We start from the raw sequence: 26,389 nt of genomic DNA, 5'->3' as shown, positions 1-26,389 counted from the left end.
TTTTAAAAACTTAAATTAAGGCAAAAATTTATCATGAAAAAAATAATAATGATTTTATGTTTATCTTATGCAAATATAGTCTTTGCAGTAGATATGATAACCCCTATTCCAAATTCCATCTCTTATGATAAAGAAAAAGCTGAACTTGGAAAAAGTCTTTATATGGATAAAAGTTTATCTAAAGATGGAAAAGTTTCGTGCAATACTTGCCATAGGCTTGATCAACACGGTGTTGATGGGCTTGAATTTTCAATAGGAGTTGATAATCAACTCGATAAACCCTTTAACACTCCTACAACCTTTAATTCTGTGTTTAATTTTGTGCAATTTTGGAATGGCAGAGCTAAAGATTTAACAGAACAAGCTATGGGACCTTTTTTCAATCCAAAAGAAATGGGGCTAAGTCCTGAACTTCTTTTACAAAAAGTTAATTCAAATGAAAATTATGTAAAAACTTTTAAAAAACTTTATGGAGAAGTTACAGTAGAAAACATAGCTCTTGCAGTTGCTGAATTTGAAAAAACCTTAATCACCCCAAATTCTCCTTTTGATCGCTATCTTAGCGGGGATCAAAATGCTATTTCAACTCAAGCTAAAAAAGGTTACGAAGATTTTAAAGCTAATGGCTGCATCTCTTGTCATCAAGGTCAAAATATAGGTGGGAATATGTTTCAAAAAATCGGTATTTTTGAAGAATACCCAAACCAAGAAGATTTAGGGCGCTATGAAATCACAAAAAGAGAAGCTGATAAAATGATATTTAAAGTTCCTAGTCTTAGAAATATAGCCAAAACCGCACCTTATTTTCATGATGGATCTATACCTACTTTAGATGCTTGTGTTCAGTTTATGGCTTACTATCAACTAGGAAAATTTTTAGATCAAGAAACAGTTGACAATATAGTTGCATTCTTAGAAAGCTTAACAGGAGAATATCATGACAAATAAAAAAAGTTCATTTTTGATAAAATTTATTATTTTATCTACACTAGTTTTAGCTTTCATTCTTGTTTTATTAGGTATTATTTTTAATAACTATTCTTCATCTAAAGATAATAAAGAATTGATAAACATAGTTCAACAACTAGAAATTTCAGATGAAAAAATCAATTCTGTTTTTCAAAATAGTTTTAATTTTATCAACTACGATCCAAGTGTTCAAGCGATAAAAAAAATGCAAGAAAACTTTACAAAACTTAAAACTTTTGGGATTGACATAAACAAAGCAGAAGAAATTTTTAATGCCAAACTAATCCAGCTTAATTATTTTAAATCCGCAAATTCCATAGCAGTAAATTCAAAACTTTATTTATTTGAACTAGCTAAAAATTATTTTGAAGAATTGGAACAAAACCATGAAACAAATAAAAACAACTATAAAACAATGAGTTCTATGTTAAGCGTTCTTTCAACTGAAAATATTTTACAAAAAACAACACTAAATCAACTCAACAATCTTATGAAAGAAATCAAAAATGATACAAAAAGTGAAAATTTACAACTTTTTTTAAAACACTATAACATGATTGTAAAGCAAATTTCTATTATGCAAGATAATTCTTCTATTTATGAGAATAATTCTCTCATGAAAGAGTTAAAACAACTTAACACTTTTACCCAAAATACTATAGAACAATCTAATTTATTTAAATTTTATATCGCTTTAGCAGTATTTGGAATTACTCTTGTATTATTTGTATTTTTTATTTTATTAACACTAAAAAAAGTCATCATGCCAATTCATACTTTAGAAAAACTAAGCGCTAATTTAGCTAGCAAAGAAGCCAATCTACACTCTCGTTTAAATATAGATCCAAAAAGTGAGCTTGGACAAAGTGCTCAATATATTAATTCATTTATTTCCACCGTTCAAAACTCAATCATAGAAGCCATAGAAAATGCTAAATCAAGTCATCAAAATTCACAAAAACTCAAAAACAACTCTATGATGCTTGAAAACAGCTCTAATTCGCAACATGAACAAATTCAAGGAGTTAAAGAAATCACTCATGTTTTAGATGATCATATCAATCTTGCGGGAAATTTAGCACAAGAAAGTATAGAAAATATGCAAGATATGCACATACTAATGGATAAAGTAGAACTTACTCTATCTGAACTTGTAAATTTAATAAATGAAAACAATGAAAAAGAACAAAATATAGTAGCCAATATGGACAATCTAACCCAAAGTGCGGATAATATTATAGAAATCACAAACTCCATTAAAGACATAGCTGATCAAACTAATTTACTTGCCCTAAATGCAGCTATCGAAGCTGCAAGAGCAGGCGAACATGGGCGTGGATTTGCTGTTGTAGCCGATGAAGTTGGACAGCTTGCTGATAAAACAAGTAAATCTCTTTTAAACATCAATGCTACTGTTAATACTATAGTCCAACAAATCAATGACAACAAAGCCTTAATGGATCTTATCCATGATTCTATGAAAGAAACCTCTTCAAAAACCAATGATTTACAACAAGAACTTGTAAATTCTATGCATAAATTGGAAAGCTCTATAGAATCAACCCAAACCATGAAAGATAAAAGCATGGAAGTAAAAGATAAAATGCTTATCTTAGGAACAAATATAGATAAAGTTAACGAACTTGCAAATTCTGTTAAAGATTTATCATGTGAAATCAATAATATCTCTCAAAATGTTCTAAATGGTGCCTCTAAACTCTCCGAAAAATTAAGTAGCTTTCAGTAACTTTTTTCACGTTAATTTAACTTAACGTGAAATTTCAATAAAAATTTTATTTTTAATTTATGTTTTTCAAGTAAAATTAGCAGTTTTTATTTCAAAGGAGATACTATGGAGTTTCTTGAACTTTTATTAGTTTTAATCGCCTTGATACTGATTATCAAAAAACCAGAAAAAGAAAATTTGGCTTTTGGTTTGGTAATGGTAGCTTGGCTTTTAATGGTTTTTTTCTATGTTGGCCACAAAACAGGCGCACTATTAACAATAATGAATCTGTAAGGAAGGGCTAAATGAACGAAATCAATAAAACAAAAAATTTCTACACACTAATGTGTTTAGCAGGCTTTTTGATTATACTCTTGCCTGTAGGTATTGCAAATTTGATATTTGGTTATATGTTGGGCGATAGTCCTTGCACGCTTTGCTGGGGACAAAGAGAAGCAATGATCTTTATCGGTGTAATGGCGCTTTTCATTGTTCGTTATGGTATGAAAGGTAAATACCTTGCTGCTCTTTTAATCATGACAGCAGTAGGGCTTTATCAATCTTTTGCTCACTATGGTAATCACGCTCATAGAGATTTAGATCAAGGTTTTGGTTTAGCAGTTTTTGGTATCCATACTTATTTTTGGGCTGAAGTAGTATTTTGGGCTGTTGTATTGCTCTTAGGTGTGATTTTTGCTTTTGCTCCTAAATTTAATGCTTTTGAAGCTGAACTAAATGGAGAAAAGTTTAGAAAATATACTAAATTTAGCTTTGCAGCAGTTTTAATCAGTGCTATCATCGTAGCATCAAATGTTTTCCAAGCCTTTGTTAGCACAGGTATTCCTCCTTATGTAGGACAAGGCGATCCTGTAAGATTTAGTTTAAATCCAAAATACATCATTTGGAGTAAAGAAGGTTGGAATGGTTTATGGCAAAATATTTCTTTCTTAGGAAAACGCGATGTTAAAGCTCCTGATTATGCTTTTGCACCTGCAAGTGAAAAACTTGGCATAAAATTTGATAATGATATCAACAATGCTCCATTTGCAAAAATCAATGATGAGCTTAAAATCACAAATAAACAAACCATAAATTTTGACAAAGCCATCAATACTCTTGATTATATCAATAACGAATTTGTAGCAAGTTCTAAATGGGATGTAGCTTTCTTAGATAATAATTTTAGCGTTAAAGAAGGTTTTGAACTTGATCCTTATTTTTCAGCTTCTATCGATCCAATCATCGGTATCATACCTTATATGAACGATAAATTCATTCTTATGGGCTCAAACAAATCTTTCTTAAGATTTGCAAAAAATCCTAATGCAAGTGAAGAAGATATCGCCAAACAATACGCTGACTTTGTAAAAGGTAATGATAAATTTAAAGGTCAAGGCGAAAGTTTAGGTCGCGGAAGACTTGATACCGTAAGAGCAAAATTTAACCATGTAGCAAGTATGACTACAGATGGAAATTATCTTTATCTTGCAACTGTTCCAAACAACAAAGACGCTAAAACTTTTGTAATCTCTAAAGTTTCTTTAAAAGATCGTGTTCTTTCAGGAGAATTTACTCCAAAAGCAAATCTTAAAGAAGGTAAAACTTTAGGCGATCTTTATGTAACTTCTATGACTTTTAAAGATGGGGAAATTTATGCACTTAGCAAAAATCACAATGTGATTGCCGTAATTGATCCAGTCAAAGAAGAAGTAGTAAAAACCATCGCTTTCCCAAGCTCTATCACTAATGCTAGAAGCATTTTCTTTAAAGATGGAAAAATCAATATTCTTTCTTATCAAGATGGAGCAAACAAGCTTTATACTTTAAACTAAGCTTTAAGTCCTAGTGAAAACTAGGACTTATATTTAATCTTATCTTTAAATCCTGCTTTTTCAAAACCTCTTAAACGAAGCAAACAACTATCGCACTCCCCACAAGCTTCATCTTCACTCTCATAACAAGACCAAGTAAGTTCTAAAGGTACATTTTCTTTTAAGGCTAGTTCTACAATTTTAGCTTTGTTTAATCTAACAAGCGGAGTTTTTATACAAACTTTGAAATTCTTACTCGTACCTTCATTGATAAATTCTTGTGCCTTTTGTATAAACTCATCAGTACAGTCAGGATAACCACTGCCATCTTCTTCTACCACCCCTATAAAAATACTCTCACAATTTTCCTTTTCAGCCAAAGATCCTGCTATACTTAAGAAAATTCCATTGCGAAAAGGCACATAAGTGATAGGTGGAGTATCGCTTGTACAAAGCTCATTTTTAGGGATGTCTATACTTTTATCGGTTAAGGCATTGCCCCCTATATCCTTGATAAAACTCACATCTAAAATATAAGATTTTTCTACTTTTAAAGCCTTGCAAATTTGCTTAAAACATTCTTTTTCTTTTTCTTGAGTGCGTTGTTCATAGTCAAAATGCAAAGCGATGATTTCATAACCTTCTTTTTTGGCCAGATAAGCACACAAAGTACTATCCATACCACCACTTATGATACAAAGTGCTTTTTTACTCATTTTTATCCTTAAATTTGCTATAATTTCACAATTTTAACGAAAATTTTTAAATTTAAATTGCAAAAAAGGCAAAAGCATGATAAACATAAAACTCATAGAACACATTTTTAAAGCCGCTTCTATCAGTCGTTGGAATGATTATCCAAGAATGGCAAATTTGGTTGAACTTGACAAACAAGCTCATAAATTCATCATCGCATATTTTATCGCTAAAATGGAAAAAGATGTGGATATGAGAGTGATTATAGAAGGGGGAATTTTTGAGTTTTTAAGTCGTGTTGTGGTAACTGATATACGCCCTGATGTGTATCATGAAATCGTGCGTCAAAAAAAAGCTGAAGTTAATGCTTGGGTTTTAAGCAAAATCGAACCTATGATAGAAGATATAGAAGATGGGGAATTTCTAAAGCGTTTTGAAGCGTATTTAAATGGTAATGCTTATGCTAAAGAAAGACTTATCTTAAAAGCAGCTTCATATTTTGCTACAAGATGGGAATTTAACATAGTTTATCAAACCTCAGCTTTTTTAAATGATATTGATGAGATTAAAAACAAAGTTGAAGAAGAATTAGAAGATTACTATGAGCTTATAGGAGCTAGAAAAATCGCTTTAAATCAAAAAATAGCCAAAATTATTGATCTTAGCGGAAGACTTCGCTTTCAAAAACGTTGGGCTCAAACTCCACGCATACCAGAAACCGCGGTTTTAGGACATATGCTTGTGGTGGCGATTTTAGGATATTTTTACTCACTAAAAATCAAGGCTTGCGATAAAAGACTTGAGAATAATTTTTATTGTGCTTTGTTTCATGATTTGCCAGAGTCTTTAACACGTGATATTATCAGCCCTGTAAAATACGGCATTGATGGACTTCATGATATCATAAATGATTATGAAATGAAACTTATTAATGAAAGAATTTTACCCTTTGTACCTGAGGGTTTAAGGGCTGAGTTTTCTTATATTTTAGGCATTAGAGAAGGTAGAAACGGTGAGTCAAATTTTGTAAAAAATGAGTTTGAAAATCGCACTTATAAAAATGCTAAAATCGAGCTTTGCAGCGGAAGTTTAAGCTCTTTTAATGAAAATGAATTTGGTGCTATAGATGGTAAGGCGCTTAAATACTGCGATAAAATTGCTGCTTATATAGAAGCAGGACTTAGTATAAGTTATGGTGTAAAGTCTAAAGAACTTGAAAGTGGTTTTTTAGGAATGCATGAGTTTTTTAAAGAAAATCCTACTATAGATGGGGTGAATTTTTTTGAAATTTGCGAAAGTTTAAGAGAATATTTTAAAATTTAAATAAGATTTTTATACTCCTATTTTCAATATGTTTTAAATAAAAATATTATAAATTCAAATTTTATTTTGTATAAAACATAAAGGAGTTATTATGAAAAAATACTTTCAAAAGCGCTATACTTTAGCCTTTTTTATAGGTATATTAGCGGGTATTTTCGGAGCTATTGTTAAATGGGGTTGGGAAGTACCTTTTCCTCCAAGAAATCCCAATGTTTTTTGGCCAGCAGATGCTTTAGAACGTGTTACTCCACCTAAAATTTTTCTAGAACAACTAGGCTTACCTACTGATTGGACTTATATGTTTTCAGGTATGCAAATGCCTTTGTCAATTTTTATAGTACATGTCGGTTTTTCTATTATTTTTGGAGTGGCTTATTGTATGATAGCGGAAAAATGGCACCGTATTACTATGTGGCAAGGTGCAGTTTTTGGATTTTTTGTTTATCTTTTTGCCCATGTTATTATAATGCCTTTAATTGCAGAAGTTCCACCACTTTCTGAAATTCCTTTTGATGAACACCTGTCTGAAATTTTTGGCCATATTGTTTGGCTGTGGGGCATGGAAATAGTTCGTAGAGATATAAGAAATCGTATAACCAAAGAAATAGAAGAATGAAAGGAAGCCTTTCATTCCATATCTAAAACCGCACCTTTACTAGCATTGCTAACAAGTTTTTGATACATTCTAAGCCATCTTGAAGACACCTCTTTTTGAGGCAATGCAAATTCTTTTTTACGTTTAGCAATTTCTTCTTCACTTACATTTGCATGGATAGTATAAGCATCTACATCAATTTCTATTTCATCTCCATCTTTTAAAAGTCCTATAAGACCACCTTCAGCTGCTTCAGGGGAAATATGACCGACGCTTAAACCCCTTGTAGCCCCACTAAAACGACCATCGGTGATTAAAGCTACATCAGCACCTAAACCCATACCCATTAAAAGTGAAGTAGGACTTAACATTTCTTGCATACCAGGACCCCCTTTTGGACCTTCATAGCGTATTACACAAACATTTCCTTTTTGCACCTTGCCTTTAATAATGCCTTTTATAGCTTCATCTTGAGAGTTAAAACAAACAGCTTTGCCTTTAAATTTTCTTTCTCCGATTATTCCTGCGGTTTTTATAACGCAACCTTGCTTGGCTAAATTTCCAAACAAAATGGCAAGCCCACCTACTTTTGAGTAAGCATTATCTACTTTACGAATGATATTTTCATCTTTGATTTTGGCATTTTTTAAGCGTTCTTTGAGACTTTCTCCTGTAATGGTCAGTGCATCAAGTTCTAAAATATGTCCTTGTCTGTTTGAAATTTCAGCCATAACTGCACTCACACCGCCTGCTTTGTGGATATCATCCATATAAACACTATTTAGCGATGGGGCTATTTTTGCTATGTGTGCAACTTTGCTTGAGATGAAATTTAAATCTTTAATATCTAGTGCTACCCCTGCTTCACGCGAAATGGCAAGCATGTGTAAAACTGTATTGCTACTTCCACCCATTGCCATATCTACTACCATAGCATTACGCACAGCTTTTTGAGTGATGATATTACGAATTTTAAAACGTTCATCTAGGGCGATTTCACAAATACGACGCGCTGCTTTTCTTAAAAGCTCTTCTCTTTCTTTACTTAAAGCTAAAATGGTTCCATTGCCTTCTAGTGCTATACCCATAGCTTCGCATAAGGTATTCATAGAATTTGCTGTAAACATTCCCGAACAAGATCCACCACTTGGACAGGCTGAACATTCTATATCTTTAAATTCTTCTTCACTAATTTTTTTGGATTCATAAGCCCCTACAGCTTCAAAAACAGAGCTAAGGCTGATCTTTTCTCCTTTTTTGGTTACTCCTGAAGCCATAGGCCCACCACTTACAAAAATGGTTGGAACATTGACCCTTAAAGCTCCCATTAACATACCAGGAGTAATTTTATCGCAGTTTGGAATACAGATTAAAGCATCAAGTTGATGAGCATTCATCACCGTTTCAATAGAATTTGCGATAAGTTCACGACTTGGTAAAGAATAAAGCATACCTTCATGTCCCATAGCTATACCATCATCTACGCCTATGGTATTAAACTCAAAAGGTACGCAACCATTTTTGCGTATCTCATCTTTAATGATTTTAGCATAATCATTTAAAAAATAATGCCCTGGGATTATATCTATATAGCTATTTGCTACACCTATAAAAGGTTTGTCAAAATCTTCATCTTTCAAACCACAAGCACGAAGTAAAGAACGATTAGGTGCTCTTAAATGTCCTTTTTTTATCGCATCGCTTCTCATTGTAACTCCTGATAATAATTTTTTAAAATTATATTTAGCAAAGCTTAATTTTTGTGAAATTTATTTTGATATACATTTTCATAAATGATAAAAATTATTAATTGACAAAAATATTTTTTTATAATACAATACTTTTTGATAATCAAAAAAGGAGTCAAAATGAGACAATATGAAACCTATAAATGCCAAAAATGTGGCAATGAAGTAGAAGTTCAAAATGTAGGTGGCGGTAAGCTTAGTTGTTGTGGTGAAGAAATGAAATGTATCACTACAGATTTAACTGCAGTAAATTTAATGAAAGCTTTTGCAGGCGAATCTATGGCAAGAAACAAATACGATTTATTTGCTGATGTAGCTGAAGAAGAAGGTTGGCATGCGGTTGCTAGACATTTTAGAGAAGCGGCTGAAAATGAAAAATGGCATGCAAGAGCAGAATTTAAAGCTTATCATGAAATCGTTGATGGCAAACCTTTAGAAGTAACTACAAAAAACCTAGTAACTGCTGCAGAAGGTGAAAACTATGAGCACACAACTATGTATCCAAATTTTGCAAAAATCGCTGAAGATGAAGGCAAAAAGGCTATAGCGAGATTATTTACAGCTATTGGTAAAGTAGAAATCGAACACGAAAGAGAATATCTAGCGCTTAAAAAAATGCTCGAAGAAGAAGAATTTTTTAATAGTGAAGTAGAAGAATTATGGGTTTGTGAAGTATGCGGACATATACATCGTGGCAAAAAAGCTCCAGCAGCCTGTCCTTTATGTAAAGCACCAAAAGAGTATTTTAAACGCGAATTTTTGGGTTAAGTTAAGAAATTCTTATCCTTTTTAGGATAATATTATAATTATTTTTTAATAAAAGGATAAGAAAATGAAAAAATTACTATTTTTATTTTTTGCTTTAACGGCTTTTCTCTTTGGTGCTGTAAATATCAACACTGCAACACTAAAAGAATTAAAAAGTTTAAATGGTATTGGCGAAGCTAAAGCTAAAGCGATTTTAGAATACCGCAAAGAAGCAAATTTTACAAGTATTGATGATCTTAAAAAAGTTAAAGGCATAGGTGATAAGCTTTTTGAAAAAATCAAAAATGATATCACAATAGAATAAAAGGGCATTTTTGCCCTTCTTTTTAGAAAAATTTGAAAACTTTATTTGACACAAAAGAACTTTTAAACGAATTTGATATAAATTTAATCGGTATTGATGAAGCAGGACGCGGTGCTTTAGCAGGTCCTATGATGATGGCAGCTTGCAAACTGAACAAACAACTTGATGGGTTGTGTGATTCTAAAAAACTAAGCGAAAAAAAACGCGAAGAACTTTATGAAATCATCATCAAAAATTCAAACTATCTCATACTTGCTTTTTCTTCAGAACAAATCGACGCACTAGGCTTAAGCACTTGTTTAAAAAAAGGCTTAAAACTTATAAAAAAGCATTTTAAAACAGAAAATAACTTCTTATATGATGGAAACACCAACCTAGGTATAAACGGGATAAAAACACAAATCAAAGCCGACACTAGCATTTTGCAAGTAAGTGCAGCTAGCATACTCGCAAAAGTTAGTAAAGATAGAGTGATGAATTTCTTAGCTAAAGACTTTCCTTGTTATGAATTTGAAAAAAACAAAGCCTATGGCACAAAAGCTCATAAAGAATTTATAGCTAAATTTGGAATTTGCAAACTCCACCGAAAAAGTTTTAAACTTTTATGATTATTTTGCTAAATTTTGATGCAAACTCAAAGCACATTCTATACCATCTTTTATAGCCCAAACAACTAAAGATTGTCCTTTTCTAGCATCTCCACAAGCAAAGATTTTTTTATGAGTGGTTTGGAAATTTTCTGTGCTTATGTTGTTTTTCTCATCTAATTTCACTCCAAAATTTTTAGAGATAGCTTCTTCGCACCCGCTAAAACCCATAGCTAAAAGCACTAAATCCGCTTTATAAGTTTTTTTAGAATTTGAAATTTCGACATTTATAGCTTTGCCTTCTTTAAACTCGCGTTTTAAATCATTTGCTTCAACACCTTCTACATGAGTTTTTCCTAAAAATTTCTTTGTCATTTTTTGATATTCCCTAGGATCTTTGCCATATACAGCAATGGCTTCTTCTAAACCATAATCAGTAGTAAAAATGTCAGCTTTTAAAGGCCAAGGATTGTTTTGGCTTCTTTGCAAAGGTCTTTTTGGACTTCTTTCAAAACGCACTATAGATTTAGCCCCTTGTCTTGTCGCTACAGCGATACAATCCACACTTGTATCCCCGCTTCCTATAACCAAGACATTTTTACCTTTGGCCATATCTGCACCCTTGCCTGTTTTTAACAAAGTTTTGGTATTTTGCGTTAAAAAATCAAGGGCAAATTCAACCCCTTTTAGCTTTCTACCTTCTATATCAAGATCTATAGGCTTACTTGCTCCTGTACAAAGCACCAAAGCATCAAATTCTTTTAGAAGTTTTGAAACCTTATCTTTGCTGTCTATATTTTCATTCACTTTAAATTCAATCCCACTTTTTTTAAGCAAATCCACCCGTCTTTGAACTATACTTTTATCAAGCTTCATATCAGGGATGCCATACATCAAAAGTCCGCCTATTTTATCGCTTCTTTCAAAAACACTTACTTTATAACCTAGTGAATTTAAAGTATTGGCACAAGCAAGCCCAGCAGGCCCACTTCCTATGACAGCGATTTTTTTGCCATTGTATTGCTTAGGTTTATTTACTCTTACTAAATTTTCCTTAAAAGCATTTTCTATAATGGATAATTCATTATTTTTTATGCTCACACTAACACCATTTATCGCACACACACAAGAATCCTCACAAGGAGCAGGGCAAACACGACCGGTAAATTCAGGAAAAGGATTGGTAAGATCAAGTCTTTCATAAGCTTCTTTCCATAAAGAACGATAAACAAGATCGTTCCATTCAGGAATGAGATTGTTTAAAGGACAGCCCACATCTTTTCCTTCGCTCATCACACCCGTATGACAAAAAGCTACCCCACAATCCATACATCGTCCACCTTGAACTTCTTGTTCTTTTTTATCCAAAGGTATAGTAAATTCTTTGAAATTTAAAACCCTTTCCTTAGGAGCAATTTTTTTAAAATCCATTCTTTTAAAGTCTAAAAAACCTCTTGCATTTCCCATTTTTACTCCTTATTTAATATACTTTTTAGCTTGTCTATAATAATTTTTTTTCTTTCTTCTATAAAATTATTAAAATTTTCCAAAGATAAATCAACATCAGGAATTAAGTGTTTTCCTAAAAATTCCTTTCTATTTCCATTACATTTTTCATTTACCCATTGCTTTAAAGGTTTGTTATTTTTAGATTCATTTTCATTTGCATCAAGCATTTGTAAATTTGGTAAAGAATCATAAATATTAAAAGAAATACAATTATCTGTAGCTTTATAAAGTTTTTCATATTCTTTATATGCGGACTCTGGATGCAAATGATCTTTATGAAAATTATTATTTTTATAATCTAAATTTGGATAAAGTAAAGATAACACAGCAAACGCTTCAGGACTATTTTTACGGCATTCTATGACATTATTTTCTAAATATTCTTCATCTATTGTTTGTATATATTTTGCCTCTTTTTCAATTTCTTCCAATGGAAATAATTCTATTTCTCTATCAAAAAAGCCACTATTTTGCTTAAAATCTTTAATAAAAGCTTTACGCATGTTAGACAATACCGTATCACTACTTCCACCAAAAGGCTTTAAAATAATTGCCCTTAACAACCATTTTTTTATTATAGCTCTATTTTCATTACACTTGACAGAATCTACTATATTATTTGTCAAATTTTTATGATAAATAAAATATAAAATGGGTAAAATAGCATTATTTGATGAAAGTGTTTTTGCTTCAAATCCAAAACTTCTAAGCAATCTAAATGTTTCAATAAAAGCATTTTTTATGCCTTCCCATTTAGCTTCTATGGATTCTATAAAATTTTTATCAAAACTATTGATTTGAAATTTAATATTGTTATGGAATAAATATAAAAATCCTTTAAGGATTAAATCTTTAGAGATATCGAAATTTTCATTAATTTTATCTACAAGATTATTTATTTCTGTTCTTGCATCAATTTTATTCCAATTTGCAATAGCAATACTAAATAAAATATCAGAATAATCAAGAGGCTCACCATTTGAATTAATTCTAATAAAAATATTAACCGCTTTATCTGGATCTTGTTCTTCTTCTAAATAGAAATTAATTAAATTCTTATCAAATATCTTTTGATGCAATAGATCTAATCTATCTTCTTCATTTTCGTTTAAATTAAATTCTTTTGCTATTTTTCTTACTCTTCCTGAATCATATTGATATAAATACTGACACTTAAACCATTTTTGCTGATATTTATCAATATAAATATTTTGTTCTTTTGTTTCTAATTTATCAAGCCATAAAAATTCATATTCAATATTTTCATTTTCTGGTTTCTTGCTTTGAGTGAGATTAAAATAAAAATGACAAATTTTAAAATATCTATCATTGTTCTCCCATTTATTATATGATCTGTGAATATCATAATTTCCAAACAAAGCAAAATAAAGCGAAGTTAATCTTTGTTGTCCATCTAAAATCGCATAAAAATCTTTATGGTTTGAGGTGTTAAAATAATCATTATGCGTATGATACGATTCACGATAATATTCTAAAAATCTATAAAATTTCCAAGCTGTCTTGCTTTCATCTTTTACTTTCCAAAAAAGCATAGAACTTATAGGATATCCTCGTATTAGTGAATCAAATAATTCTTCTATCTGCCAAGGCTCCCAAACATACTCTCTTTGAAATGCTGGAAGTAAATATTCATTGTTTTTTATTCTTTGCATTGCTTCATTAATTGTTATTGGTGATTGAAATCCTGCCATTTTTACTCCTTATTTTTGTGTGATTTTCAAAAATGCTGCTAAATTTGGATCTTTTTCATTTTTACAAAGATCAAGCATTTTTAACATCTTTTCATAATCTCTTGGCATGACTTTAAAAAAGTCTTTTTTATCGAATTTTTCTAAAATATCTTTAGCCTTTTTAGAATCTGTATAAGTGATATGTTTTTCTATCACAGCTTTTAATTCTTTTTCATCCTTAGCATTAAGATCTTTAATATCCACAAGCTCGGTATTTACATGAGCTTCATTGTGTCTTCCAAAGATATAAACAACGCCCCCACTCATACCAGCAGCGAAATTCGCACCCACATCTCCAAGAACTACAACTTGTCCACCTGTCATATATTCACAACCATGCACGCCTGTTCCTAAAACCACAGCCAAAGCCCCTGAATTTCTTACACAAAATCTTTCCCCTGCTATACCATCTAAATACACTTCACCTTTTGTAGCTCCGTATAAACAAGCATTTCCTGCGATGATATTTTCTTCAGGTGAAAAAGTGGCTTCATTTGAAATTTTTGCTATGATTTTACCACCACTTAAACCCTTGCCTAAATAATCATTGCTATCGCCTATAATCTCAAGTTTAATACCCTTTAACAAAAACGCTCCAAAGCTATTGCCTGCATTGCCTATAGCTTTGATATGGATACTATCTTCATCTAAAGCATCTTTTCCATAAGTTTTTAAAATTTCACTTGAAAGCATAGTTGCAAAAGTACGACTTTGATTTCCTACTTCTAAAGAAAGTTTGATAGGCTCTTTTTTCTCCACAGCATTTTTACAAAGTGGTAGTAAAATTCTATAATCAATCGTTTTTTCAAGTTTATTGTCTTTATAATCTTTAAAATGCACAGCGGTTCTATTATAAGTAGGCAAGGATTTTAAAATTTTATCTAAATTTAGCTTTCCTGCTTTACCTTGCACACTTTTTTGGCGGAGTTTATCCACGCGACCTATCATATCATCTAGGCGTTCAAAACCAAGCCTTGCCATATATTCTCTAAGCTCCTCAGCTATAAAATACATGAAATTAATCACATCATCTACTTTGCCTTTGAAACGATCTCTAAGTTCTGTATCTTGAGTGGCTATACCAAAAGGACAGGTATTTAGATGACAAACTCTCATCATTGTACAACCTAAAACAATCAAAGGAGCGGTTGCAAAACCAAATTCTTCAGCTCCTAAAAGTGCTGCTATGGCTAAATCACGCCCATTCATAAGCTTTCCATCAGTTTCTAATCTTACCCTATCTCTAAGCTTATTTAAGATCAAAGTTTGATGCGTTTCAGCTAAGCCTAACTCCCAAGGAATTCCAGCATGCGGTATAGAAGTTCTAGGACTTGCACCCGTACCTCCATCATAACCTGAAACAAGGATTAAATTCGCGCCTGCCTTAGCCACACCTGCAGCAACCGTTCCTATGCCATTTTCGCTTACAAGTTTTACTGAAATTTTAGCGTCTTTGTTCGCATGTTTTAAATCATAAATGAGTTGAGCCAAATCCTCAATAGAATAAATATCATGATGAGGAGGTGGGGAAATAAGCGTCACACCTGCAGTAGAATGTCTAGCCTTAGCTATCCAAGGATAGACTTTAAAGCCCATTAATTGTCCGCCCTCACCTGGTTTTGCACCTTGAGCGACTTTGATTTGAATTTCTTTTGCATGACTTAAGTAGTTTAAATCCACGCCAAAACGCCCACTTGCTACTTGCTTAATGGCTGAGTTTTTATCCACACCCTCTTTGATTTCATAGCGTTCTTCATCCTCACCACCTTCACCTGAATTTGATTTAGCACCTATTTTATTCATAGCCTGTGCTAAACACTCGTGTGCTTCTTTAGAAATAGAACCATAACTCATCGCCCCTGTTCTAAAGCGTTTAACTATACTTTCTACACTTTCAACCTTATCTATACTGATAGCTTCACTAAAATCAAATTCCATCAAAGAACGCAAATTAACTTGTTTTTCATCTACTAAAGCCGAGTATTTTTTAAAGCTTTTATAGTCTTTGTTGCGACAGGCTTGCTGAAGATTAAAAATCACAAGCGGATCGATTAAATGTTCTTCTTTAGCACTTCTAAAACCATGAATTCCTTTAGAATCTAAAGCCTTATGTGTATCGTTAAAAGCATGTTTGTGTAAAGCAATGAGTTCTTTTTCAAAATCTTCTAAATCCATACCTTCAATGCGTGAAGTTGTAGAAGTGAAGTATTTATCAATCACCTTAGAGCTTAAGCCCAGACATTCAAAAAGTGCAGAGCCATTATAACTTTGCAAGGTAGAAACCCCCATTTTAGAAGCAATTTTGACTATACCACTTGAACTTGCCTTGATGAAATTTTCTACCGCCTTTTCATAACTTAAATTTAAATCTTTATTGGCAATGAGTTTTTGTATACTCTCATAAACCAAATAAGGATTAATAACAGTCGCACCATAACCTAAAAGACATGCAAAATGATGAATTTCTCTAGGTTCACCACTTTCGATGATAAGACTTGTATGTGTTCTTAAATTTTTTCTTACTAGATGATTATGCACTCCAGAAACAGCAAGCAAAGCAGGGATATAAGCGTTTTTTTCATCCACTCCTTTATCGCTTAAAATGATAATAGAAACACCTTTTTTAACCTCATCTTCTATCTTAACGCAAAGTTCATCTAAAGCCTTTTCTAAAGTTTTTTTAGAATAATCATAAAGTATAGAAAATTCTTTAACTTGAAATTTATTTAAAGCCTTAACTTCAAAAAGTTCTTCATTGCTTATCACAGGCAAAGCTATTTTTACGCGTTTTGCATTGTTTTCATCGGGTTTTAATAAATTGCCTTCGCTTCCTAGATAAATCCTTGTAGAAGTAACGATCTCTTCTCTTATGGCATCAAGAGGAGGATTAGTTACTTGTGCAAAAAGTTGTTTAAAATAATTATACAAAGGTTGATAAGTTTTAGAAAGTATAGCCAAAGGAGTATCTACACCCATAGCTGCTATAGCTTCTTTACCATTTTGAGCCATAGCAGCCACACTCATTTTAAGCTCATCATAACTCCAACCAAAAGCTTTTTGGAGTTTTAAAACCTCATCTTCTTTTAAAAACTGATGTTTATAAACTCCGCTTTTTTGTTTTTCAAGTTCAACTAAATTTTTAAGCCATTTTTTATAAGGCTTAGCATTAGCATAATGCTCTTTGATTTCATTATCAGCTATAACCCTACCTCTTGCTGTATCAACGAGTAAAAGTTTTCCAGGTTCTAAGCGTTTTTTGGCTTTGATATTTTTTTCATCAAGTTTTAAAGCCCCTGTTTCACTTGAAAGTATGAGCATATCATCTTTTGTAAGATAATACCTTGAAGGACGAAAACCATTTCTATCCAAACTCGCCCCCATAATCACTCCATCAGTAAAAACTATAGCAGCAGGCCCATCCCAAGGCTCCATCAATAAAGAATGATATTCATAAAAAGCACGCTTTTTGCTTTCCATATTTTCATTTTTATGCCAAGGTTCTGGCACCATCATCATAAAAGCTTCTTCTAAAGTACGACCATTTAGAGCTAAAAATTCTAAAGTATTATCAAACATTGCAGAATCACTGCTAGGCTTAGCTATGATAGGAAAAATTTCATCTAAATTTTCAAAATACTCACTTTGCATCAAGCCTTCTCTAGCTCTTATGCTATCAACATTTCCGCGTATGGTATTAATCTCTCCATTATGCACCATATAACGGTTTGGATGGGCTCTTTCCCAACTTGGGAAGGTATTAGTCGAAAAGCGAGAATGCACCAAAGCGATGGCTGATTTCATATTGACATCTTTAAAATCAAGATAAAAATCGCTCAATTGAGTTGAAAGAAGCATTCCTTTATAAACTATGGTGCGTGAAGAAAAACTTGAAAAATAAAATTTTGGCACATTAATAGCTCTTTTTTCTATAAGTCGACGCGTACTATAAAGCACTCTTTCAAACTCAAGTCCTGCACTTATTTTACTTGGTTTTTTCACAAAGGCTTGTAAAAAATAAGGCATAGCTTTTAAAGCACTTGCACCTATATCGCTAGGATTAAAAGGCACTTTTCTAAAACCTAAAAATTCAAGTTTTTTATCCTTTAAACCTTGTAAAAATATTTCTTTTGCTTCTTCTTTTGCATCAGTATTGGGTGATAAAAACATCTGTGCTACAGCATAATCACCCTTTTTAGGAAGTTCAAAACCCAATTCTTGAGTTTTAAAAAAATCATGTGGAATTTGGATTAAAATCCCCGCCCCATCACCTGAATTTTCTTCAGCTCCTGCACCACCTCGGTGTTCAAGATTCATCAAAATTTCTAAAGCATCACAAATAACCTTATAAGAAGCAATACCGCGTATATTAGCAACTGCAGCGATACCACAGGCATCGTGTTCGTTCTTTGGGTGATATAAACCTATGCTTTGATTATTTTCTAGGATATTTTCTAAATCCATTTTGCTCTCCTTATAAGACTGATTTAAATTTTGTTAGCTTTATAAGGATTATAGCATACATTTTTTTAAAATCGATATAATTTTTATCTTAAAAATAAATAAATTAAAAAATATTTTGATAGATTTGCAAAAATTATAAAAACATGGCGATAATACTACCCAAAATCAATAATGGACCATTATAAAAAATAAAAGTTGGTATGCAAGTATCTTTAATGTGATCGTGTTGTTTATCAGCATTTAATCCTACAGTAGTTCCCATGGTTGTTTCACTGGCTGGACTTCCTGCATCTCCTAAAGCTCCTGCTACTCCTAAGATAAATATAATAAGTGCTGTACTAAAACCAAGTTCCAAACAAATAGGACAAAAAAGCGTAGCTATGATAGGTATAGTTCCAAAAGAAGTACCTATACCCATAGTGATGATAAGTCCTATTAAAAGCATGAAAAATACTGCTAAAAATTTACTTTGCTCCATCCAAGGAACGACTGAATTTACAAGATCTACTACTGATCCACTTTCTTTTAAAACTTCTCCATATCCTGCAGCAACAAGGATAACAAAAGCTATAAAACCCATCATTTTAAGCCCATCATCAAAAACTTCATTGACTTTTGAAAATTCAACTCCACCCAAAATAACCATTAAAACAAAACCCAAAAGCCCTGATAAAGGTAAATTCATAGTCAAAATTTGCAAAATTAAAGTTAAAACAAGCCCAGCTAAAACACCCCATTCTTTACGCGTCATTTCAAGATTTTCTAAATCCACTTTAGCAATTTCTACTTCTTGATACTCTCTTGACTTACGATAAAACACAAAAAGCGCTAGAAAAAGTCCTGCTATCATACAAATAGCAGCGAAATACATAGTATTTGTAACATCATTTAAAGATGCACTTACATTATTTGCATTTAAATTATCTTTTAAAAGATCTTGAAAAGTAAGTCCAAAGCCTACTGGCAAAACCATATAAGGCGTAGTAAGTCCAAAAGTTAAAGCACAAGCAACCGCTCTACGATCGATTTTAAGTTTATTAAAAAGACTTAAAAGAGGTGGAATCAACAAAGGTATAAAAGCTACATGAATAGGAATTAAATTTTGAGAAAAACAAGAAATCAAAGCTATAGACAAAAGCAATAAATATTTTTTATGAGATATAAAATGACTTACTATCTTAATCAAATATGCAGTTAAATTTGTCTTTGAAATCGCTGCGGCAATGGCCCCTAAAAGTATATAGCTAAGAGCTGTTTTTAAATTTTCTTTCATTCCGCTTATAAGTATATTCATAGTATCTACGAGTTCAAGATGAGAAAATACACCTGCAATAAGAGCTGAGATCAAAAGACTCAAAAGCACATTAAAACGAAACAAACAAAGTAAAGTCATCAAAACAACACTGATAATGATAGGATTAGTAAGTAAAGTCAAAATCATTCCTTAAATAATTTTAAAAATTTAATTGTAGAAAAAACTTAGTTAAAATGTAATAAAACTCGAACATATGATGATTTTATTTTAATATGTAAAATTATAAAAATAATTAATTTTTTTAATTTAAATAATTAATTATATTAATTATTTAAATTTTTAAAATTTATAATAAAATAAAAGATTATATAAATATTTAAGGATATTTCAATGAAACAGAACGATCAAAAAGAAAATCGTAGAGACTTTCTAAAAAATATAGGATTTGGTTTATTTGGCATTAGTGTATTGTCAAATTTTTCTTTTGAGAATTTTTTAGGAAGTAAGGCTTTGGCAAAAGAATTGCCTGATTTTAAAATAGAAGGTAAAAAAGATCTTATCTATCATGGTGAAAAACCATTAACAGCAGAAACTGAAATTTATGCTCTTGATTCTGATTTTACTAAACCTGAAAATTTCTTTGTTAGAAATAATGGCTTACCACCAAGCCTAGAAACGATAAAAGAAAGACTTCATAAAGGTTGGACTTTAGAAATCGATGGAGAAAGCATTATCAATAAAAAATCTTACACCATAGAAGATTTAAAAAAGAAATTTAAAACCTATACTTATGCCTTAACAGTTGAATGCGGTGGAAATGGTAGATCCGAAGTTATACCTAGCACAAAAGGAACTCAATGGGGTTATGGTGCAGTAGCTTGCGGTAGATGGACAGGAGTGCGTTTAAAAGATATTTTAAAAGATTGTGGTATCAAAAATGATGCGGTTTATATCGGATATTATGGCATAGATACAAAATTAAATGGTGAAGAAACTTCACCTATTAGTAGAGGAGTTCCTATTTCTAAAGCTTTACAAGATGAAACTCTAATAGCTTGGGCTTATGAAGGCAAAGATATTCCTTTAGTCAATGGCTATCCACTTAGACTTGTTTGTGGTGGTTACCCTGCAAGTACAAGCGGTAAATGGCTTTATAAAATTTCAGTAAGAAATAAAATTCATGATGGTGAAAAAATGGAAGGTTCTTATAAAGTTCCTGTAAATCCGGTAAAACCAGGAGATTTTAACTATAAAGGCGAGATGAAAATCATAGAATCAATGCCTATAAGATCTGTAATTACTAATATCAAAAATGGTTCTGAAATAAAAGCAAATAAAAAATTTGAAGTTAGAGGTAAAGCTTGGGCTGGAGAACTTGAAGTTAGTGAAGTTTATGTAAGCAATGATTATGGGGTAACATGGGCTAAAGCAAAGGTAGAAAAACCATTAAATAGATTAGCATGGCAAAAATGGAGTGCTCAAATATCAATACCAACAAAAGGATATTATGAAATTTGGGCAAGAGCTATCGATAGTCAAGGTAACAGTCAACCTATGGTTTTAGCACAGTGGAATCCAGGAGGATATATCAATAATGCATGCCATAGAGTTAATGTTTATGGAGTTTAAGTATGAAAAAAACTATATTGATCTTAGCATTGTTTTTAAGTGCAAGTTGGGCTCAAAATCTTGAAATTAACCCTGATACAGGATTGATTATCGATCCTGATTCACCTTTAGTGGAAGCAAATTGTTTAGCTTGTCATGGATCCAATCTCATTACCAATATGCATGCAAGTAGAAAAGCTTGGTTAGCAGCTATAAGATGGATGCAAGATAGTGAAGGACTTTGGGAAATAGAACCTGAAGATGAAGAAAAAATTTTAAATTATCTTGAAAAATATTATGGAGAAAAATACGATACAAGAAGAAGAATTCCTCTAGCTATACTCTTACAAAACAAAACTCATTGAAGAAATCATTTCTTCAATGATAAATTTACACATCCAAATGCTTTACATCTTTAGCGTGTGCTTGGATATAATCGCGTCTTGGTTCAACCTCATCACCCATAAAGAGATTAAAGGTATCATTTGCACTTTGTGCATCTTCAATAGTGATTTTTAAAAGTCTTCTTACGCTTGGATCCATTGTGGTTTCCCAAAGTTGCTCAGGATTCATTTCCCCTAAACCTTTATAGCGTTGTATAGTAGCACCTTTTTTAGCATTGGTTTCAACATCTTCAAGAACTTCTAAAATATCTTTATCAAATTCCAAGCCTCTATCTTTAATCTTATCAAAAATATAACTTGCTTCTTCATATAGTGGATGAGTGAAAAGTTCTTCATTGATCACAAGTTCTTCTAAGCCATTTTGAGTTTGAACGAAAGCTCGAATTTCATTTTCATTGATATAATGATTTAAGATATTGTGTCCTTGTGTTTCTAAAAATTGTTTGATTACACTAAATAATTCTTCATTATTTGCTTTAACTAAATTTGAATTTTCTATCATATAGCGTATCACAGAAATCACATTAAAACGCTTTTCAAGATCTTTTAAAATCGCACGATAAGCTGCGACGATTTTTAAATAATCTTTTAAATCATTCATTCCTATACCTTCATAGTTTAAACCTTCTATTCCTGTTTCTATCAGGTATTCGCTCAAAGCTTTTTCATCTTTTAAATAAATTTGCTTTTTAGCTTTTTTATAAAGATATAAAGGTGGTTGTGCTAAATAAATATGTCCATTTGTCACAAGTTCATTCATAAAACGGAAGAAGAAAGTTAAAAGCAAGGTTTGTATATGTGATCCATCAACATCCGCATCTGTCATGATGATGATTTTATGATATCTAAGTTTTGAAAGATCAAAATCTTCACCTATACCACAGCCAAAAGCGGTAATCATATTTTGAATTTGCTCAGATTTTAAAATTTTATCTAATCTTGCTTTTTCAACATTTAAAATTTTACCACGCAAAGGCAGTATAGCTTGGAAAGATCTTTCTCTACCTTGTTTTGCAGAACCTCCTGCAGAATCCCCTTCCACAAGATAAATTTCACTTTCACTTGGATCTTTACTTTGACAATCAGCCAATTTCCCTGGTAAAGTTCCTACGCTTAAACTTTCTTTTTTGCGCGTTAATTCTCTAGCTTTTTTCGCTGCTTCTCTTCCTCTAGCTGCCATTAAAGCTTTATTCATTATAGCTTTAGCTTCGATAGGATTTTCTTCAAAATATTTAGTCAAATACTCAAAACTTGCTTTTGAAACTATAGGACGCACATAAGTTGAACCAAGTTTTCCTTTGGTTTGTCCTTCAAATTGTGGTTCAGGCACCTTTACACTCACAATAGCGATCAAACCTTCACGCACATCATCACCCGTGATTTTATTATCCTTTTCTCTAGCACTTGCATTTGCTTCTATATAGTTACTTATCACACGAGTTAAACCCATTCTAAAACCAGCTTCGTGTGTTCCACCATCTGGAGTTTTGATATTATTTACAAAAGAGAGTAAATTTTCACTATAAGTATCATTGTAAAGCAAAGCTACTTCAACATTCACATCTTCTTCATCTACGCTAAAGAAAATTGCTTTAGTTAAAGCTTCTTTTTTATTTAAGTCTGTAACAAACTGAGAAATTCCACCTTCAAAGTGAAAACTTTCATGTTTGCCTACGCGGTTATCTTTAAAATTTATAGTGATTTTTGGATTTAAGTATGCAAGTTCACGAAATCTTTTAGCCAAAATTTCATAATCAAATTCAGTCACTTCAAAAATTTGATCATCAGGCCAAAATTCTATAGTTGTTCCTGTTTTTTTACTTTTTCCTATCACACCAAATTCACTGATAACTTGACCTTCTGAAAATTCTTGACGATAAATTTCTCCATTTCTTTCAACTGTAGCTACAAGTTTTTTAGAAAGTGCATTTACAACCGAAACCCCAACACCATGCAAACCGCCTGAAACTTTATAAGTATCTTTATCGAATTTTCCCCCTGCATGTAGGACAGTTAAAACAACAGTTAAAGTTGGCATATTTTCAGTTGGGTGCATATCAACAGGAATACCACGACCATTATCACTAACTATACAGCTTCCTTCAGTAGTGATTTCTACATCTATAGTATCACAATGTCCTGCCATAGCTTCATCGATAGAATTATCCACAACTTCATAAATCATATGATGAAGTCCGCCTATGTTTGTATCTCCTATATACATACCTGGGCGTTTTCTAACAGCTTCTAGGCCTTTTAGGACTTTAATATTACTCGCACCGTAATTTTCTTGCATATTTTTCCTTTATCTTTTACTTGTTTTATTACAAAATCATAGGCATGATAATCATTGATAGTCCTTGGGATTTGACTATAAATGCTGAATTAGGTTCATTTACACTTAAAGTGAATTTTTCTTCTTCTATAGAAGTTAAAAAATCAAGTAAATATTTGATTTTTATAGTAAGATTAAATTCTTCACTTACTCCTGTTTGAATTTCAAGTTCTGTTTTTGCTTCCATATTGTCTAAACTTATACCTTCAAAGATGATTTTATCTTTGTTAAAATGAAGTTTCATTTTTTCAGTTACAACGCTGATTTTTTTAAGACTATCTATAAAATCTTCAGTTGAAAAACTGAGTTCTTGTTTGAAAGTTTTTGGTATAACTTTTTCATAATCTGGAAATTTATCATTGATAAGTTTTGTAAAGAATTCAAAATTTTCATTTTTAGCGATAAGCATATTTTGATCATAAAAAATTTCTATTTTTTCATAGAAAAGTTTTTGCATTTCCATAATAGCTTTTTTAGGGATACTAAAACTAAATTCTTGATTATTTGCTTTTTCTAAAGTATAGATTGCAAGGCGTTTTGTATCAGTTCCTACGAAGTTAATTTTATCTGTTTTTATATCTAAAAATGCACCATTTAAGGAGTATTTTGGGTTGTTTGTATCAATACTTGGTAATATCTTTTTAAGAGAACGACTTAAGTCACTTGAATCAATGTCAAATTGGTTTTTTCCTTCTGTATTTGGAAAATTTGGAAAATCTTCATGATTAAACATAGGAAGTTTGTATTTTGTGCTTTTTTGTCTTATAAATAAAAAATTATCAATGGTTTCTAAAACAACTTCTTCATTGTTTAAGCTTTTAATAACATCTGCAATACTTTTTGCATTTGCAGTAGCAAAACCACTTGATTCTACGCGGATTTTTTTTATCTTATAGTTGATACCTATTTCATAATCACTAGCTCTAATAAGAAGTTTATCTTCATCAGCATGAAAAAAAAGATGAGAAGTAATGGTGCTTGAGTCTTTTTTTTCTACATAAGCATTACATAAAATCACTGCAGATTCTAAAGTATTTTTATTGATACTTAACTTCATTTTTTCTCCTTGGTTTATTTTAATTTTAAATTCGTTGTAATAATAAGCTTGTTGAAATTGTGAAATTTTTCAAAGCAAAATAATCAAATTTGTATTTTATCATACTTTGCTTAATTTCTTTTTTTCACACTCTAGAATTTATTTTTCACATCCTTTCACTTAACTTTGACTTTTAACAAGAATTTTGTTTTTAAGTTCTTCGATTTTTGCTTTTAAAGAAGCATCATTTTCTATCATTTCTGTGATTTTTTTAACATTATGTGAAATAGCTGTATGATCTTTCATTTCAAAATAATTCGCAAGTTGTGGCATAGTCAAAGCCGTAAGTGCCCTAGCTAGGTAAATCACAATGCGTCTTGCTGTGACTATATTTTGAGTTTTTTTATTGGATTTCACATCGCTTGGTTTGATGTTAAATTCTTTACATACCAAAGATAAAATGTCATCTATAGTGATATTTTCTTTCTTTTCTTTGATATGATCTTTCATCACACTTTTGGCAAGTTCGAGTGTGATTTCTTGTCCTAGTATGGTTGCATAAGCATTTAAACTTATGATGATACCTTCGATTTCTCTTATATTATCCCCTAAAGAAGTAGCGATATAGTTTATAATATCATTAGAAAGATTGATATCGTTAAATTCACATTTTTTTCTTATGATGGCTATTTTTGTATCTAGTTGAGGTGGAGTTATATCAGCTATGATCCCATGTGCAAAACGACTTTTTAAGCGTTCGGTTATACCTTTTAGCATGTTGGGTGGATTGTCTGAAGTCATGATGATTTGTCCATCGTTATTTTTGATTTCATTAAATATAAAGAAAAATTCTTCTTGAATTTTATCGGTTTTTCCTAAAAACTGTACATCATCTATAAGTAAAACATCGCAGTTTCTATACTTTTCATGAAATTTATCTAAAGAACCATTTTTTAAATTTGAAGTAAAATCGTTGATGAAATTTTCACTGGTAGCGTAAATAACTTTTTTTCCCATTTCTAAGCTTGCATTTCCAACTGCTTGAAGTAAATGTGTTTTTCCAAGTCCTGTAGGTCCATAAACAAAGATTGGATTATAAAGTTTTCCAAGTTTGTCTTTATGTGCTATGGCTTTACATGCTCCATAAGCGTATTTGTTAGAATCCCCTACAACAAAACTTTCAAAAGTAAAAGAAGGATTTAAAATCGTGCTTTGTGCTTTTATATGAGCTATGTCGATTTTTGTGCTTTTGTTGCTTTGTTTAGCACTTTGTGCTTGTATATTTATGATGGCTTTATTTCCGCTTTGCACTTCATAAAAATGCGCGATTTTTTTGCCGTATTTTGTTTGTATGAATTTAGCCATGAGTTCATTTGGAGCATTAAAAACTAAAAGATCTGCTTTGCTTTGTTTTTCGTTGAATTTTAAATTTGATAAATAGTTTTCGTATTCGTTTTCACTTAATTCTTTTTTTAAATTTTCAAGTATTTGGCTTGGATTCAT

At 31.5% G+C, this 26,389-nt stretch carries 20 protein-coding genes; 11 read left to right on the top strand and 9 right to left on the bottom strand.

Going from position 1 to position 26,389, the window contains the following annotated elements; all coding sequences use genetic code 11:
• The first annotated feature begins 33 nt into the window (after window positions 1–33).
• The 4 genes from FBE87_RS00100 (at window position 34) to dsbI (ending at window position 4,527) form a co-directional block, all read left to right on the top strand.
• Window positions 34–948, top strand: a complete 915-nt coding sequence (locus tag FBE87_RS00100; protein WP_002868317.1) for a cytochrome-c peroxidase — start codon at window positions 34–36, stop codon at window positions 946–948.
• Complete coding sequence (locus FBE87_RS00095; protein WP_002865311.1) at window positions 938–2,716, top strand: methyl-accepting chemotaxis protein; 1,779 nt, start codon at window positions 938–940, stop codon at window positions 2,714–2,716. The genes FBE87_RS00100 and FBE87_RS00095 overlap by 11 nt, the downstream gene beginning before the upstream one ends.
• Window positions 2,717–2,821: 105 nt before the next feature.
• Window positions 2,822–2,989: a disulfide bond formation protein Dba gene (gene dba, locus FBE87_RS00090; protein ID WP_002779270.1), complete on the top strand. Its 168-nt coding sequence runs from the start codon at window positions 2,822–2,824 to the stop codon at window positions 2,987–2,989.
• Window positions 2,990–3,000: 11 nt separating this feature from the next.
• Window positions 3,001–4,527 (top strand): disulfide bond formation protein DsbI, encoded by a 1,527-nt coding sequence (gene dsbI, locus FBE87_RS00085; RefSeq protein WP_168977202.1) that lies wholly within the window; start codon window positions 3,001–3,003, stop codon window positions 4,525–4,527.
• Between the two features lie 20 nt (window positions 4,528–4,547).
• Here dsbI and queC read toward each other — a convergent pair whose 3' ends face one another.
• On the bottom strand, window positions 4,548–5,222 hold the full coding sequence (gene queC, locus FBE87_RS00080) for a 7-cyano-7-deazaguanine synthase QueC (RefSeq protein WP_002779268.1): 675 nt from the start codon (window positions 5,220–5,222) through the stop codon (window positions 4,548–4,550).
• A 76-nt stretch (window positions 5,223–5,298) separates the two neighbouring features.
• On the opposite strand from queC, the gene FBE87_RS00075 reads away from it, so the two are divergent.
• On the top strand, window positions 5,299–6,525 hold the full coding sequence (locus tag FBE87_RS00075; protein ID WP_002853125.1) for an HD domain-containing protein: 1,227 nt from the start codon (window positions 5,299–5,301) through the stop codon (window positions 6,523–6,525).
• Between the two features lie 91 nt (window positions 6,526–6,616).
• Window positions 6,617–7,141: a YagU family protein gene (locus tag FBE87_RS00070; protein ID WP_002853079.1), complete on the top strand. Its 525-nt coding sequence runs from the start codon at window positions 6,617–6,619 to the stop codon at window positions 7,139–7,141.
• 11 nt (window positions 7,142–7,152) lie between these two features.
• Here the strand turns inward: FBE87_RS00070 and ilvD are convergent, their stop codons facing one another.
• Window positions 7,153–8,829, bottom strand: a complete 1,677-nt coding sequence (gene ilvD, locus FBE87_RS00065) for a dihydroxy-acid dehydratase (protein WP_168977201.1) — start codon at window positions 8,827–8,829, stop codon at window positions 7,153–7,155.
• Window positions 8,830–8,988: 159 nt separating this feature from the next.
• Here ilvD and FBE87_RS00060 point away from each other — a divergent pair, with 159 nt between their 5' ends.
• From FBE87_RS00060 to FBE87_RS00050, 3 genes are all read left to right on the top strand, one after another.
• On the top strand, window positions 8,989–9,636 hold the full coding sequence (locus tag FBE87_RS00060; RefSeq protein WP_002853081.1) for a ferritin family protein: 648 nt from the start codon (window positions 8,989–8,991) through the stop codon (window positions 9,634–9,636).
• A gap of 64 nt (window positions 9,637–9,700) precedes the next feature.
• Window positions 9,701–9,940, top strand: coding sequence for a ComEA family DNA-binding protein (locus tag FBE87_RS00055; RefSeq protein WP_002853093.1), 240 nt, complete (start codon window positions 9,701–9,703; stop codon window positions 9,938–9,940).
• Window positions 9,941–9,972: 32 nt separating this feature from the next.
• Window positions 9,973–10,548 (top strand): ribonuclease HII, encoded by a 576-nt coding sequence (locus FBE87_RS00050; protein WP_002853153.1) that lies wholly within the window; start codon window positions 9,973–9,975, stop codon window positions 10,546–10,548.
• Here FBE87_RS00050 and FBE87_RS00045 read toward each other — a convergent pair whose 3' ends face one another.
• The 4 genes from FBE87_RS00045 to FBE87_RS00030 all read right to left on the bottom strand — a co-directional run bounded on the left by FBE87_RS00045 (window position 10,549) and on the right by FBE87_RS00030 (window position 19,689).
• Complete coding sequence (locus FBE87_RS00045) at window positions 10,549–11,994, bottom strand: glutamate synthase subunit beta (RefSeq protein WP_002868314.1); 1,446 nt, start codon at window positions 11,992–11,994, stop codon at window positions 10,549–10,551. It lies immediately after the preceding gene.
• A gap of 2 nt (window positions 11,995–11,996) precedes the next feature.
• Complete coding sequence (locus FBE87_RS00040) at window positions 11,997–13,748, bottom strand: DUF262 domain-containing protein (protein ID WP_002853121.1); 1,752 nt, start codon at window positions 13,746–13,748, stop codon at window positions 11,997–11,999.
• A 9-nt stretch (window positions 13,749–13,757) separates the two neighbouring features.
• Window positions 13,758–18,248 (bottom strand): glutamate synthase large subunit, encoded by a 4,491-nt coding sequence (gene gltB, locus FBE87_RS00035; RefSeq protein ID WP_002868313.1) that lies wholly within the window; start codon window positions 18,246–18,248, stop codon window positions 13,758–13,760.
• Between the two features lie 133 nt (window positions 18,249–18,381).
• Window positions 18,382–19,689 carry a Na+/H+ antiporter family protein gene (locus FBE87_RS00030; protein WP_079254422.1) on the bottom strand — a complete coding sequence of 436 codons (1,308 nt, stop codon included), beginning with the start codon at window positions 19,687–19,689 and terminating at the stop codon, window positions 18,382–18,384.
• A 204-nt stretch (window positions 19,690–19,893) separates the two neighbouring features.
• On the opposite strand from FBE87_RS00030, the gene FBE87_RS00025 reads away from it, so the two are divergent.
• Window positions 19,894–21,132, top strand: coding sequence for a sulfite oxidase (locus tag FBE87_RS00025; RefSeq protein WP_002868255.1), 1,239 nt, complete (start codon window positions 19,894–19,896; stop codon window positions 21,130–21,132).
• A gap of 2 nt (window positions 21,133–21,134) precedes the next feature.
• The gene (locus tag FBE87_RS00020) at window positions 21,135–21,476 is read left to right on the top strand and encodes a monoheme cytochrome C (RefSeq protein ID WP_002868256.1); all 342 of its coding nucleotides are present in this window, start codon (window positions 21,135–21,137) and stop codon (window positions 21,474–21,476) included.
• 25 nt (window positions 21,477–21,501) lie between these two features.
• Here the strand turns inward: FBE87_RS00020 and gyrB are convergent, their stop codons facing one another.
• The 3 genes from gyrB to dnaA form a co-directional block, all read right to left on the bottom strand.
• The gene (gene gyrB / locus FBE87_RS00015; RefSeq protein WP_002868257.1) at window positions 21,502–23,811 is read right to left on the bottom strand and encodes a DNA topoisomerase (ATP-hydrolyzing) subunit B; all 2,310 of its coding nucleotides are present in this window, start codon (window positions 23,809–23,811) and stop codon (window positions 21,502–21,504) included.
• 28 nt (window positions 23,812–23,839) lie between these two features.
• Entirely contained in the window at window positions 23,840–24,907 is a 1,068-nt protein-coding gene (dnaN, locus tag FBE87_RS00010) for a DNA polymerase III subunit beta (protein ID WP_002855594.1), read from the bottom strand.
• Between the two features lie 159 nt (window positions 24,908–25,066).
• Window positions 25,067–26,389, bottom strand: coding sequence for a chromosomal replication initiator protein DnaA (gene dnaA, locus FBE87_RS00005; protein WP_002858822.1), 1,323 nt, complete (start codon window positions 26,387–26,389; stop codon window positions 25,067–25,069).

It is taken from the genome of Campylobacter sp. CFSAN093246 (assembly GCF_012889415.1).
Taxonomy (GTDB): Bacteria; Campylobacterota; Campylobacteria; order Campylobacterales; family Campylobacteraceae; genus Campylobacter_D; species Campylobacter_D jejuni.
This window is presented reverse-complemented; position numbering and strand designations above follow the sequence as displayed.